This is a genomic window from Pseudomonas sp. Bout1, assembly GCF_034314165.1.
GTDB lineage: Bacteria > Pseudomonadota > Gammaproteobacteria > Pseudomonadales > Pseudomonadaceae > Aquipseudomonas.
In genome coordinates, this window is record NZ_JAVIWK010000001.1 from 6,262,515 (window position 1) to 6,274,906 (window position 12,392).

Here is a 12,392-nt window from a genome sequence, read left to right on the forward strand (position 1 = left end):
CCATGGTAGCGCATCCCCGTGGCAAGACAAGCCATAGCCTTTACGGTATATAGGCTGACTATTATGTTTCATATTTTTTAAGCCACGGATTTTGTCCTTTCTGGAGCCGTACATGCAGTTACGACCACTTGTTTTGCTCACGTTGCTTGGTTTCCTGGTCGCCTGCAGCAGCCATGCCCCAAAACCCGCATCGCCCGCTCCGGCGCCGCAACAAGAGAAAAAACTGCCGGGTGTGGAAGAAGACCTGGGCCCGCTGCCCGCCTATCAGCGTGAAGTCAGCGGCCAATTGAATGGCGTACCGGCCGGCGCCGAAGTCGAACTGGCGCTGTTAGTGATCGACGACCGTTCGCGCCCGCAACAACTGCTCGCCAGCAGCGTGCTGATCGGCAACAACAAGCCCCTGGCCTTCCGCCTGCGCTTCAACCCCGAAGCGTTCCCGGCCGGTGCAAGGGTTGAACTGCGCGGTCGCGCCAGCCAGTCCGGCCAGTTGATCCTGCACCTGCCGCCGGTGCGCATCACCCAGGCGATCACCCAGACCACCGGGCCGCTGCAACTCGTCACTGCGCCATGACGCCACCGCTGGACCTGCAACGCGCCCTCAGCGAACTGATCGGCGACGCGCAACTGGTGCCCTGCCCGCTGCCGGGCACCGAGTTGTCGCTGTGGTTGCTGGACGCCGACAACATGGACCGCGCCTTCAGCCCCGAAGAAACCCGACGCATCCTGCATGAGCCGCCGTACTGGAGCTTTTGCTGGGCCAGTGGTTTGGCACTGGCCCGGTATTTGGCGGCCAACCCCGAGTGGGTGGCGGGCAAGCGGGTGCTGGATTTCGGCGCGGGTTCGGGCGTCGCCGGGATTGCTGCGGTAAAGGCCGGAGCATTGGAAGTAGTGGCGTGCGACCTGGATCCGCTGGCCCTAGCAGCCTGCCGGGCGAATGCGGAACTCAATGGCGTGACGCTGGGCTATTCAGCAGACTTCTTCGCCGAGACCGACCGTTTCGACCTGATTTTGGTCGCCGATGTGCTGTACGACCGGGCGAACCTGCCGCTGCTGGATGAATTCCTGACTCGAGGCCGCGAAGCGCTGGTCGCCGATTCCCGCGTCCGGGACTTCCAGCACCCGGACTATCAACGCCTGGACATCCTCGACGCCCTGACACTGCCCGACCTGGCCGAGCCGTGGGAGTTTCGCAACGTGAGCCTGTACCATTCGCTGCGCCGTTGAGACCATCGCAGGCAAGCCAGCTCCCACATTGACCGAGTTCCACCTTTGGAATGCAGTCAATGTGGGAGCTGGCTTGCCTGCGATTGCGATCCTGAGACCGCCCCGCTTTCAGCTAACCCCACCAACCCTTATAGTTGCCCCATCCCCTGCTTTCTTCGAGATACCCCATGAGTGAGCCCACGCCGTACATCTTCGACGCCACCACCGCCACCTTCGACCAGGCGGTGATCCAGAATTCCTTCGAAAAACCCGTGCTGGTGGATTTCTGGGCCGAGTGGTGCGCGCCGTGCAAGGCGTTGATGCCGATGCTCGCGCAGATCGCCGAGAGTTATCAGGGTGAGTTGCTGCTGGCCAAGGTCGATTGCGACGCCGAGCCGGACGTGGTCTCGCGCTTTGGCATTCGCAGCCTGCCGACCGTGGTGCTGTTCAAGGACGGCCAGCCAGTGGACGGGTTTGCCGGTGCGCAACCCGAATCCGCAGTGCGCGCGATGCTGGAGCCGCATGTGCAAATGCCGCCGCCGGCGGCGGCTGATCCCCTGGAGCAAGCCCAGGCACTGTTTGCCGAAGGCCGCATCACCGACGCCGAGGCCGTGCTGGTGACCTTGCTGGGTGAAGACAACACCAACGCCGCCGCGCTGATCCTGTACGCCCGTTGCCTGGCCGAACGCGGTGAGCTGGGCGAAGCGCAAACCGTGCTCGACGCGGTCAAGAGCGATGATCACAAGGCTGCCCTGGCCGGCGCCAAGGCGCAGATCACTTTCCTGCGCCAGGCCGCCGACCTGCCTGACGCCGCCGATCTAAAAGCCCGTCTGGCGCAAAACCCGCAGGATGACGAGGCGGTGTATCAACTGGCCGTGCAACAACTGGCGCGCCAGCAATACGACGCCGCGCTGGATGGCTTGCTCAAGCTGTTCACCCGCAACCGCAGCTACAGCGAAGGCCTGCCCCACAAGACGCTGCTGCAGGTGTTCGAACTGCTCGGCAACGATCATCCGCTGGTCACGGTTTACCGCCGCAAGCTGTTCGCCGCACTGTACTGATCGTTACTCGATCCAGCTGTACAGCGGCGTATCCCCGCCGCTGGCCACCTTGACCTTGGCGCTATGGCGCAGGCGCACCAGCAGGCGCTTGCCCGCCGAGGCGCTGCCGGCCAAGCCTTCCAGTTGATCGAGCAACTCCAGCCCGTTGAGTTGCCCGGCCTGGCGCAGCAAGTCCTGGGCGGCCTGCCACAGGCTCTCGTCCAGGTTGCCCGCGGCCGGCGCCACCACGGGTTCGGCACTCGGTGCTTTGTTGGCCTGCAACTGCGCGCCCAGCCGGGCCCAGTCGCCGTCGTCCAGCTCCAGGGTCAAGTCCACCGGCAGATCGCCGACGGTTCCACGAATTCTCAACATCGCACTCACTCCCGCACTTTTCTGACGAGCATGCTCCCACGCGTCTTGCGCTACGCCAAGCAGGCGGTCAAACTCCTCGCAAAATTGTTATAAGATCACATAACAAAACTTTCATCTTTGTTCGGGAGCTCCACCATGCGCCGTTTGCTGCTCGCTTTGCCGTTTGCCCTGTTGCCACTGGCCATCGCCCAGGCTGCCGACGAGCACGACCATGACCACGAGCACGGCAGCCTCGGCGCCCACGAACATGGCGTGGGCCGCCTCAACGCGGTACTCGACGGCCAGGCCCTGGAACTGGAACTGGACAGCCCGGCGATGAACCTGGTGGGTTTCGAGCACCTCGCTACAACCTCCGCCGATAAAGCCAAGGTCGCCGCTGCCCGCAAGCAACTTGAGCAGCCTTTGGTGCTGTTCAGCCTGCCCAAGGCCGCCGGTTGCGTCGTCAGCACCCAGGAACTGAACAGCCCGCTGTTCGGCGACAAGCCTGAAGCCGAGCATGACGACGACGATGACGACCACGCCACCGACGGCAAAGGCGCCGCCGCCCACGAACATCATCACGACCACAGCGAAATCCACGCTCACTACCAGTTCACCTGCACCACGCCGACCGCGTTGAGCAACCTCGACCTGACCCAGGTGTTCAAGACCTTCCCCGCCACCCAGAAAATCCAGGTACAACTCATTGGCCCGAGCGGCCAGCAGGGTGTGGAAGCGACGGCCACAGCAGCCACCCTGAAATTCTGATATGAAGACCCTCCTGTAGGAGCTGGCTTGCCAGCGATGGCATCGCCGCAGTGTTTCAAAAATACCGAGGCGATGTCATCGCCGGCAAGCCAGCTCCTACAGTTGATCGGTGTCATCATTTAAATCGAGCCAGACCACTGACTTTCTATGACCCAAGCACTTATCGAACTGTCTGACCTGGGCTTCAATTGGCCCGGTCACCCCCAGTTGCTGGACATCCCGACGTTCCGCCTGGAGCCGGGCGAAACCTTGTTCCTCAAGGGCCCCAGCGGCAGTGGCAAGACCACCCTGCTCGGCCTGTTGGGCGGTGTGCAGAAGCCCAGCCGCGGCAGCATTCGCCTGCTGGGCCAAGAGCTGACCGAGCTGTCAGCCGGCGCCCGCGACCGCTTTCGTGTCGACCACACCGGCTACATCTTCCAGCAGTTCAACCTGCTGCCATTTCTCTCGGTACGCGAGAACGTGGAGCTGCCCTGCCACTTTTCCAAGCTGCGGGCGCAACGCGCGGTACAGCGTCACGGCAGCGTCGACCAGGCCGCCGCGACCTTGCTCGCCCACCTGGGCCTCAAGGACAAGAACCTGCTGGAGCGCCGCGCCGACTCCCTGTCCATCGGCCAGCAGCAACGGGTGGCCGCCGCCCGTGCGCTGATCGGCCAGCCAGAACTGGTAATCGCCGACGAGCCGACCTCGGCCCTGGACTACGACGCCCGGGAAGCCTTCATTCAGCTGCTGTTCGCCGAATGCCGCGAAGCAGGCGCCAGCCTGTTGTTCGTCAGCCATGACCAGAGCCTGGCGCCGCTGTTCGACCGCAACCTGTCGCTGGCCGAACTCAATCGCGCCGCCACGCCCGTAGAGGTTTGAGATGTATTTGTTTCGACTAGCCATGGCCAGCCTGGCTAACCGCCGCTTCACCGCGATCCTCACTGCCTTCGCCATCGCCCTGTCGGTGTGCCTGTTACTGGCAGTGGAACGAGTACGCACCGAAGCCCGCGCCAGCTTCGCCAGCACCATCAGCGGCACCGACCTGATCGTCGGCGCGCGCTCCGGCTCAGTGAATTTGCTGCTGTATTCCGTGTTCCGCATCGGCAACGCCACCAACAATATTCGCTGGGACAGCTACGAGCACTTCGCCGCCAACCCGCAGGTGAAATGGGCAATCCCGATTTCCCTCGGCGACTCCCACCGTGGCTACCGCGTGATGGGCACCAACGACTCCTATTTCGAACACTACCAATACGGCCGTCGGCAGAACCTGGAACTGGCCAGCGGTCGCGCCTTCGCCACCGACCCGTTCGAAGTGGTGCTCGGCGCCGAAGTGGCCGACGCGCTGCATTACAAACTCGGCGACAAGCTGGTGCTGGCCCATGGCGTGGCGGTGGTCAGCCTGGTCAAGCACGATGACAAACCGTTCACCGTGGTCGGCATTCTCAAGCGCACCGGCACTCCGGTGGACCGCACGCTGCACATCAGCCTGGGCGGCATGGAAGCGATTCACATCGACTGGCACAACGGCGTACCGGCCCAGGGCAAAGGCCGGATCAGCGCCGACCAGGCGCGCAACATGGACCTGACGCCGCAAGCCATCACCGCGTTCATGCTCGGCTTGAACAACAAGATTTCCACCTTTGCCCTGCAGCGGGAAATCAACGAATTCCGTGGCGAGCCGATGCTGGCGATCCTGCCGGGCGTGGCGCTGCAAGAGCTGTGGAGCATGATGGGCACGGCTGAAAAAGCGCTGTTCGTGATCTCGCTGTTCGTGGTGCTGACCGGCTTGATCGGCATGCTCACCGCGATCCTCACCAGCCTCAACGAGCGCCGCCGGGAAATGGCGATCCTGCGTTCGGTGGGCGCGCGGCCCTGGCATATTGCGACACTGCTGATCTTCGAAGCCTTCGCCCTGGCGCTGTCGGGCGTGATTGCCGGCGTCGGGCTGTTGTACGTGTGCATCGCCGCGTCTCGCGGCTACTTGCAGGCCAATTACGGCCTGGATTTGCCGCTGTCGTTGCCGAGCGAATATGAATGGACCTTGCTCGGCGGTATTCTCCTCGCCGCGCTGCTGATGGGCAGCGTGCCGGCCTGGCGCGCCTACCGACAATCGTTGGCCGACGGCCTGTCGATACGTTTATGAGGAAGCTGTTGATGCGTCGCGTCGTGCTTGCGTTGTTACTGCTGGTGGCCCTGCCCGCTTGGGCTGAAGACCAGCCCAAGGACCTGTCGTGGCAGGAGATGATCCCGCCGGACGCGCCGCCGGAAATCCCTAACATGAAGCCGCTGCACGACTTGTCGGGCATGGCCGATGCGCTGTCGGTGGAGTCTGCGCCGGCCGCCAAGCAGGACCTGCCCAACGCGCCCGTCGTCCAAAGTCTGGACGGTAAGCACATCCGCCTGCCGGGCTATATCGTGCCGCTGGAAGTCAGCGAAGAAGGCCGCACCACGGAGTTTCTGCTGGTGCCGTATTTCGGCGCCTGCATCCACGTGCCGCCACCGCCGTCGAACCAGATCGTGCACGTCAAAAGCGAGGTCGGTGTGAAGCTCGACGAGCTGTATCAACCGTACTGGATCGAAGGCCAGATGCAGGTCAAAGCATCCAGCAGCGAACTGGCCGATGCCGGCTACCAGATGGATGCCGACAAGATCTACGTGTACGAGTTGCAGGAATAACCCGTGATTGAAGTTTCATTGAGCTGAGTCAAAAGCCCGAACGTTACGATCTTTACCATTGGACACAAGCCATTAATAACGTCCTTTGGAGCTCCCATGAACAAGTCCCTGCTCGGCGCGTCGCTTGTCGCGCTCGCCCTCCTCGCCCCCGTTGCCCACGCTCACGAAGCGGGCGACATCCTGATTCGCGCCGGTGCCATCACCGTCAACCCGAAGGCGGACAGCAGCAGTGTCAAGGTTGACCAGGGCCCACTGGCCGGGACCAATCTGGGCGGCAAGGCGACCATGAGCAGCGACACCCAGTTGGGCTTGAACTTCGCCTACATGCTCACCAGCCACTGGGGTATCGAACTGCTGGCGGCCACGCCGTTCGAACACGACGTGAAGATCAAGAACACCGCCCTGGCGCCAGCCAACGGCAAGCTCGGCTCGCTCAAGCACCTGCCGCCGACCCTGAGCGTCGTGTACTACCCGCTGGACAGCAAGTCGGTATTCCAGCCGTACATCGGCGCCGGCATCAACTACACCTGGATCTACGACGAACACGTCGGCGGCCGCGCCCAAGACGCCGGCTTCAGCAACTTCAAGGCGGAGAACTCCTGGGGTTGGGCTGCGCAGATCGGTGCGGACTACATGATCAACGACAAGTGGATGATCAACGCCCAGGCGCGTTACATCGACATCAGCACCAAGGCCACCGTGGACAACAACGCACTGGGCCAGGGCACCCGCGCCAAGGTCAACGTGGATGTGGACCCGATGGTTTACATGGTGGGGATTGGCTACAAGTTCTAAACACGCGTCAAGCAACGCCGCCTAACCAAACGTGGGAGCCGGGCTTGTGTAGGAGCTGGCTTGCCGGCGATGCAATCAACTCGGTTTATCAGTTACACCGAGGTGATGCTATCGCCGGCAAGCCAGCTCCTACGCAAGCCCTGTTTCCACTTTTTGCGTTGGGTTGTTCTCAGCTATGCCGGTAGAACCGGTCGAGCAACGCCGGCAACCCGGCCCGCCAGGCCCGTGGCTTGATGCCGAAGGTGTGGAGGATTTTCTTGCAGGCCAGCACCGCGTGTTGCGGCTCATCGGCGGCATCCGGGCGGGCGGCGTGGGCCTGGGCCGTCGGAGCTTCCACAGCCAGCTCGTGGAAGTTGCGCGCTTCGGTCAGGATCGCCTGCCCCAACGCCAGCGGCGTGGTCGCCTCCTGGCCGGCGTAGTGATAAGTGCCCCACAACGGCGCTGCGCAATCGAGTTGCTTGAGCACCGAAATGATCACCCGCGCGGCGTCGTCCACCGGCGTCGGATTGCCCCGGCGGTCGTCGGCCATCAGCAGTTCGTCAGGTTTTTCGGCACGGGCCAGGAAGCGCCCGAGGGTGCCGTCGACGCTGTCATCCAGCAGCCATCCAAAACGCAACAGCACGTGCTGCGGGCAAGTGGCGCGTACGCTTTGTTCGATACGCCACAAGGCCTGGCCTCGCAGGCCCAAGGGTACGGGTTCGTCTTTTTCGCTGTAGGCGGTGGCGCGAGAGCCATCGAACACCCGGTAGCTGGACGGTTGCAGCAAAGTGATGCTGTGATGCTGGCACAGTTCGGCCAGGCGCTCGATCGCATATTCCTGGGCGGCCAGACGCGTTTCGCTGACGGTCTCCGCCTGAAACCAGTCGAAGTAATAGGCGAGATTGATCAAGGCATCGGGACGGGTGTCGTCGAGCAGTTGCGTAAGACTCGCGGCATCCCAGCCGTCTTGGGGCGGACGCGGGGCGAGGAAACCGATGTCTTCCTCCGCACCGAGGCGAATCAGCGCCTGCCCAAGGGCATTCCCGCCGCCCAGTAACATAAGGCGCATTCGCATAAATTGAGCAGGCCCGGTCTGTTTGGAACGATGGTTATTATCGACAGGCTTGTGAGCCATGCCGTTGGCATTTGCCAGAATCGTTGCATTTTGCGGGTTTGTAGCGCAACCGTCACTTATAAAGTACGCCGTTGCAGTGTGGTGAGCGGGCTTGCCCCGCGCTGGGCTGCGCAGCGGCCCCAATAAGGTAGGATTGCCCCATGAACCTTCCTGAATCAACCAACACGGTCTTGAACGGTTTCCACCCCGCCGTCAGCACCTGGTTTCGCAGCACGTTCCCCTCGGTGACCGCCGCCCAGGCCCAGGCGTGGCCGCTGATCCGCCAGCGCCGTTCTACGCTGATCGCCGCGCCCACCGGCTCCGGCAAGACCCTGACTGCCTTCCTCGCGGTGCTGGACGACCTCGTGCACCAAGGCCTGGCCAATGGCGGCCAACTGCCGGACCAGACGCTGGTGGTCTACGTCTCGCCGCTCAAGGCGCTGTCCAACGATATCCAGATCAACCTGCAGAACCCGCTGGCCGGTATCACCGACCACCTGCAACGCCTGGGCCTGCCGCCGCTGGCGATCCGCACCGCCGTGCGTACCGGCGATACGCCGCAGAAAGACCGCGCCTTGATGCGCAAGCATCCGCCACACATTCTGGTCACCACCCCGGAATCGCTCTACGTACTGCTGGGCTCGGATTCCGGCCGACAGATGCTCGCCAGTATCCGCACGGTGATCGTCGATGAAATCCACGCCATCGCTGCCAGCAAACGCGGCAGCCACCTGGCCCTGACGCTGGAGCGCTTGCAGGGTTTGTGCAGCGAACCGCTGACCCGCATCGGCCTCTCCGCCACGCAAAAACCCATCGCGGCGGTGTCACGTTTCCTGGTGGGCACCGACCGGCCCTGCGACATCGTCGATATCGGCCACGCGCGTCCCCGGGACCTGGATATCGAAGTGCCGCCGGTACCGCTGTCAGCCGTCATGGCCAATGACGTGTGGGAGCTGGTCTACGACCGCCTTGCCGACCTGGCCAGGCAACACCGCACCACGCTGATTTTCGTCAACACCCGGCGCCTGGCCGAACGCCTGGCCCGGCATTTGAGCGAGCGTCTGGGCAAAACCGCCGTCGCCGCCCACCACGGCAGCCTCGCCAAGGAACTGCGCCTGGACGCCGAACACCGGCTCAAGGCCGGCGAACTGCAAGTGCTGATCGCCACCGCGTCGCTGGAGCTGGGGATTGATATCGGCGATGTCGACCTCGTGTGCCAGATCGGCTCACCCGGTTCGATCAACGGTTTTCTGCAACGCGTCGGACGCTCCGGGCACCAGGTCGGCGGCACGCCCAAGGGCCGGTTGTTCGCCACCACCCGTGACGACCTGATCGAATGCGCCGCCCTCCTCGACTGCGTACGCCGGGGCGAGCTGGACACCTTGCTGATCCCGGTCGCACCGCTGGATGTGCTGGCCCAGCAGATCATCGCCGAAGTCAGTTGCCAGGAATGGCAGGAACAAGCCCTGCTCACGCTGATCCGCCGCGCCTCACCCTATGCCAAGCTGGACGAACGTCACTACCAGGCGCTGCTGCAAATGCTCGCCGAAGGCTACAACGGCCGCCAGGGCATCCGCAGCGCCTACCTGCACCGCGACGCCATCACCCGCACCCTGCGCGGCCGGCGGGGCGCCAAGCTCACCGCCGTGACCAGCGGCGGCACCATCCCCGACAACGCCGACTACAGTGTGCTGCTGGAGCCGCAGAGCCTGAACATCGGCAGCGTCAACGAAGACTTCGCGGTGGAAAGCATCGCCGGGGATATCTTCCAGCTGGGCAATACCTCCTACCGCATCCTGCGGGTGGAAACCGGCAAGGTGCGGGTCGAAGATGCCCACGGCCAGCCGCCGACCATTCCGTTCTGGCTCGGTGAAGCGCCGGGGCGCAGTGCCGAATTGTCGTTTGCGGTAGCGCGTTTGCATGGGCAAGTGGATGAGTTGCTGGCGGCCACGCCGGGCAACCTGCAACCGGCGCTCGACTGGCTCACCGCCACTCTGGGCCTGAACCTGGCCAGCGCCGAACAACTGCTGGATTACCTGGCGCGGGCGCGGCTGGCATTGAGCGCGTTGCCGTCCCAGGACACGTTGATCATGGAGCGGTTTTTCGACGAGTCCGGCGGCACCCAATTGATCATCCACACGCCGTTCGGCAGTCGCATCAACCGCGCCTGGGGCCTGGCATTGCGCAAGCGTTTTTGCCGCACCTTCAACTTCGAACTGCAAGCCGCCGCCAGCGAGGACGCGATCGTATTGTCGCTGTCCACCAGCCACAGCTTTGAGCTGGACGAGGTGTGGCGCTACCTGAACAGCAACACCGCCGAGCACATCCTGATCCAGGCGGTGCTGGATGCGCCGCTGTTCGGTGTGCGCTGGCGCTGGAATGCCGGGGTGGCCCTGGCGCTGCCGCGTTACACCGGCGGGCGCAAAGTGGCGCCGCAGATCCAGCGCATGAAGAGTGAAGACCTGATCGCCAGCGTATTCCCCGACCAGATCGCCTGCCTGGAAAACCTCGCAGGCGAGCGCGAAGTGCCCGAGCATCCGCTGGTGGAACAAACCCTCGACGATTGCCTGCACGAGGCCATGGACAGCGAAGGCTGGCTGGCCCTGTTGCGGCGCATGGAGCGCGGTGAAATCCGCCTGATCAGCCGCGACCTGCCGGCGCCCTCGCCACTGGCGGCGGAGATTCTCAGCGCCCGCCCCTACACCTTTCTCGATGACGCGCCGCTGGAAGAGCGCCGCACCCAGGCCGTGCTCAACCGGCGCTGGAGCGACCCGCAAAGCACCGACGACCTCGGCGCACTGGATGCCGAAGCGATCGCCGGTGTGTGTGAGGAAGCCTGGCCGGCGCCGAATGGCCTGGACGAAATGCATGAAGCGTTGATGAGCTTGGCGTGCATCGCCCAATCCGAGGTCACGCCGCAGTGGGCGCAATGGCTGCAAGCCTTAGCCGAAGGCGGTCGCGCCAACCGCTTGCAGATCGGTAGCGACCAGGCCATTTGGGTGGCCGTGGAACGCTTGAGTTGTTTAAAGGCGATCTACCCGAATGACCTGCCGCTGCTGCCCGGTTTCGATCAGCCCTGGACGTTCGACGAAGCGCTGGTGGAAGTGCTGCGGGCGCGCCTGAGCGGCTTTGGCCCGCTGACGTTGATCGAGATCGCCGCACCATTGGCTTTGCCGGTGGCCGAGGTGTCACAGGCACTCGCGCGGCTGGAAAGCGAAGGCTACGTGCTGCGCGGCCGTTTCAGCCCTGGCGTCAGCGAAGAACAATGGTGCGAACGTCACCTGCTGGCGCGTATTCACCGCTACACGGTCAAGCGCCTGCGTCGGGAAATCGAGCCGGTGGCATTGCAGGATTTCATGCGGTTTCTGTTTGACTGGCAACACCTGTCGGACGGCACTCGCGGCCAGGGCAGTGCGGTGTTGCCGCAGATCATCGCGCAGTTTGAAGGGTACGCCGCGGCCACGTCGGCCTGGGACAGTGATTTGCTCAGCGCACGGATCAAGGATTACTCGCCGAGCTGGCTGGACGACTTGTGCCGCAGCGGCAAGGTGGTGTGGACACGCCTGAGCAACAAGGCTGGCGCAACGGCCTTGCGCAGCACGCCGGTGGTGCTGTTGCCCCGCAGCCAGGTGCCCTTGTGGAGCGGACTGACCGAGGCGCCTGACAGCACTGAGCTATCGCCCAAGGCGCAGAAAGTCCATCAAGCACTGCGGGACAACGGCGCGCTGTTTTTCGATGAGTTGATCCACGAAGCCCACCTGTTGCGCAGCGAACTGGAAACCGCCTTGCAGGAACTGGTGGGCGCCGGGCTGGCGAACGCCGACAGCTTCGCCGGCCTGCGCGCCCTGACCACGCCGGCGAGCAAACGCCAGGCCCGCAGCAGCCGGCGTGGGCGTGGTGCGTTTATCGGCGGGATGGACGATGCCGGGCGTTGGGCGCTGGTCAGGCGTGCGCCGGTGGCAGACGGCACACGCCCGGCGGCGCACTCGGCCGAAACGCTGGAGCATGTGGCGATGACCTTGCTGCGCCGCTACGGGGTGGTGTTCTGGCGCTTGCTGGAGCGTGAGGCGGACTGGTTGCCCAGTTGGCGGGAACTGCTGCGCACGTTCCATCGGCTGGAAGCCCGGGGCGAGATTCGCGGCGGGCGGTTTGTGAGTGGTTTGGCGGGGGAACAGTTTGCATTGCCGGAAGCGATTCCATTGCTGCGGGAAGTGCGGCGCAGGCCCCACGATGGAAGCTTGATTGCGGTGTGCGGCGCCGACCCGCTGAACCTGGTGGGCACACTGTTGCCGGGCACCAAGGTGCCGGCGTTGAGCGGCAACCGGCTGGTGTATCGGGATGGCGTGCCGGCGGCAGTAGAGATTGCCGGCAAGCAACAGGTGTTGTTGGAGCTGGATCAGCAGGAGGCCGGGTTGGTGCGGGAAAAACTGATCAGACACTGAGCCCCGTAGCAGCTGTCGAGCCCAAGCGAGGCTGCGTGGGGC

At 63.9% G+C, this 12,392-nt stretch carries 11 protein-coding genes; 9 read left to right on the top strand and 2 right to left on the bottom strand.

Annotation, left to right across the window (positions count from 1 at the left end; genetic code table 11):
- Positions 1-112 precede the first annotated feature (112 nt).
- The 3 genes from RGV33_RS29015 (at position 113) to trxA (ending at position 2,264) form a co-directional block, all read left to right on the top strand.
- Positions 113-571 carry a YbaY family lipoprotein gene (locus RGV33_RS29015; protein ID WP_322147766.1) on the top strand — a complete coding sequence of 153 codons (459 nt, stop codon included), beginning with the start codon at positions 113-115 and terminating at the stop codon, positions 569-571.
- A complete protein-coding gene (locus tag RGV33_RS29020) occupies positions 568-1,224 on the top strand; it encodes a class I SAM-dependent methyltransferase (RefSeq protein WP_322147767.1) in 657 nt (218 codons plus the stop codon). Before RGV33_RS29015 ends, RGV33_RS29020 begins: the two co-directional genes overlap by 4 nt.
- A gap of 167 nt (positions 1,225-1,391) precedes the next feature.
- Complete coding sequence (gene trxA / locus RGV33_RS29025; RefSeq protein ID WP_322147768.1) at positions 1,392-2,264, top strand: thioredoxin; 873 nt, start codon at positions 1,392-1,394, stop codon at positions 2,262-2,264.
- Between the two features lie 3 nt (positions 2,265-2,267).
- Here trxA and RGV33_RS29030 read toward each other — a convergent pair whose 3' ends face one another.
- Positions 2,268-2,615, bottom strand: coding sequence for a hypothetical protein (locus tag RGV33_RS29030; RefSeq protein WP_322147769.1), 348 nt, complete (start codon positions 2,613-2,615; stop codon positions 2,268-2,270).
- A gap of 135 nt (positions 2,616-2,750) precedes the next feature.
- Between RGV33_RS29030 and RGV33_RS29035 the strand changes: the two genes are divergently transcribed.
- From RGV33_RS29035 to RGV33_RS29055, 5 genes are all read left to right on the top strand, one after another.
- Positions 2,751-3,362 carry a DUF2796 domain-containing protein gene (locus tag RGV33_RS29035; protein WP_322147770.1) on the top strand — a complete coding sequence of 204 codons (612 nt, stop codon included), beginning with the start codon at positions 2,751-2,753 and terminating at the stop codon, positions 3,360-3,362.
- A gap of 147 nt (positions 3,363-3,509) precedes the next feature.
- On the top strand, positions 3,510-4,220 hold the full coding sequence (locus tag RGV33_RS29040; RefSeq protein ID WP_322147771.1) for an ABC transporter ATP-binding protein: 711 nt from the start codon (positions 3,510-3,512) through the stop codon (positions 4,218-4,220).
- A gap of 1 nt (position 4,221) precedes the next feature.
- Positions 4,222-5,487 carry an ABC transporter permease gene (locus RGV33_RS29045; protein ID WP_322147772.1) on the top strand — a complete coding sequence of 422 codons (1,266 nt, stop codon included), beginning with the start codon at positions 4,222-4,224 and terminating at the stop codon, positions 5,485-5,487.
- Between the two features lie 11 nt (positions 5,488-5,498).
- A complete protein-coding gene (locus tag RGV33_RS29050; protein ID WP_322147773.1) occupies positions 5,499-6,020 on the top strand; it encodes a DUF3299 domain-containing protein in 522 nt (173 codons plus the stop codon).
- 96 nt (positions 6,021-6,116) lie between these two features.
- Entirely contained in the window at positions 6,117-6,815 is a 699-nt protein-coding gene (locus RGV33_RS29055; RefSeq protein WP_322147775.1) for an OmpW/AlkL family protein, read from the top strand.
- A 169-nt stretch (positions 6,816-6,984) separates the two neighbouring features.
- Here RGV33_RS29055 and RGV33_RS29060 read toward each other — a convergent pair whose 3' ends face one another.
- Complete coding sequence (locus tag RGV33_RS29060; protein ID WP_322147777.1) at positions 6,985-7,869, bottom strand: sugar nucleotide-binding protein; 885 nt, start codon at positions 7,867-7,869, stop codon at positions 6,985-6,987.
- A gap of 200 nt (positions 7,870-8,069) precedes the next feature.
- Here RGV33_RS29060 and RGV33_RS29065 point away from each other — a divergent pair, with 200 nt between their 5' ends.
- Positions 8,070-12,350, top strand: a complete 4,281-nt coding sequence (locus RGV33_RS29065; protein WP_322147779.1) for a DEAD/DEAH box helicase — start codon at positions 8,070-8,072, stop codon at positions 12,348-12,350.
- Positions 12,351-12,392 lie beyond the last annotated feature (42 nt).

Bases quoted from the DNA above. Each gene is read 5' to 3' on its own strand.
- RGV33_RS29015 (WP_322147766.1), top strand. From the start codon at position 113: ATGCAGTTACGACCACTTGTTTTGCTCACGTTGCTTGGTTTCCTGGTC.
- RGV33_RS29020 (WP_322147767.1), top strand. From the start codon at position 568: ATGACGCCACCGCTGGACCTGCAACGCGCCCTCAGCGAACTGATCGGC.
- trxA (WP_322147768.1), top strand. From the start codon at position 1,392: ATGAGTGAGCCCACGCCGTACATCTTCGACGCCACCACCGCCACCTTC.
- RGV33_RS29030 (WP_322147769.1), bottom strand. From the start codon at position 2,615: ATGTTGAGAATTCGTGGAACCGTCGGCGATCTGCCGGTGGACTTGACC.
- RGV33_RS29035 (WP_322147770.1), top strand. From the start codon at position 2,751: ATGCGCCGTTTGCTGCTCGCTTTGCCGTTTGCCCTGTTGCCACTGGCC.
- RGV33_RS29040 (WP_322147771.1), top strand. From the start codon at position 3,510: ATGACCCAAGCACTTATCGAACTGTCTGACCTGGGCTTCAATTGGCCC.
- RGV33_RS29045 (WP_322147772.1), top strand. From the start codon at position 4,222: ATGTATTTGTTTCGACTAGCCATGGCCAGCCTGGCTAACCGCCGCTTC.
- RGV33_RS29050 (WP_322147773.1), top strand. From the start codon at position 5,499: ATGCGTCGCGTCGTGCTTGCGTTGTTACTGCTGGTGGCCCTGCCCGCT.
- RGV33_RS29055 (WP_322147775.1), top strand. From the start codon at position 6,117: ATGAACAAGTCCCTGCTCGGCGCGTCGCTTGTCGCGCTCGCCCTCCTC.
- RGV33_RS29060 (WP_322147777.1), bottom strand. From the start codon at position 7,869: ATGCGAATGCGCCTTATGTTACTGGGCGGCGGGAATGCCCTTGGGCAG.
- RGV33_RS29065 (WP_322147779.1), top strand. From the start codon at position 8,070: ATGAACCTTCCTGAATCAACCAACACGGTCTTGAACGGTTTCCACCCC.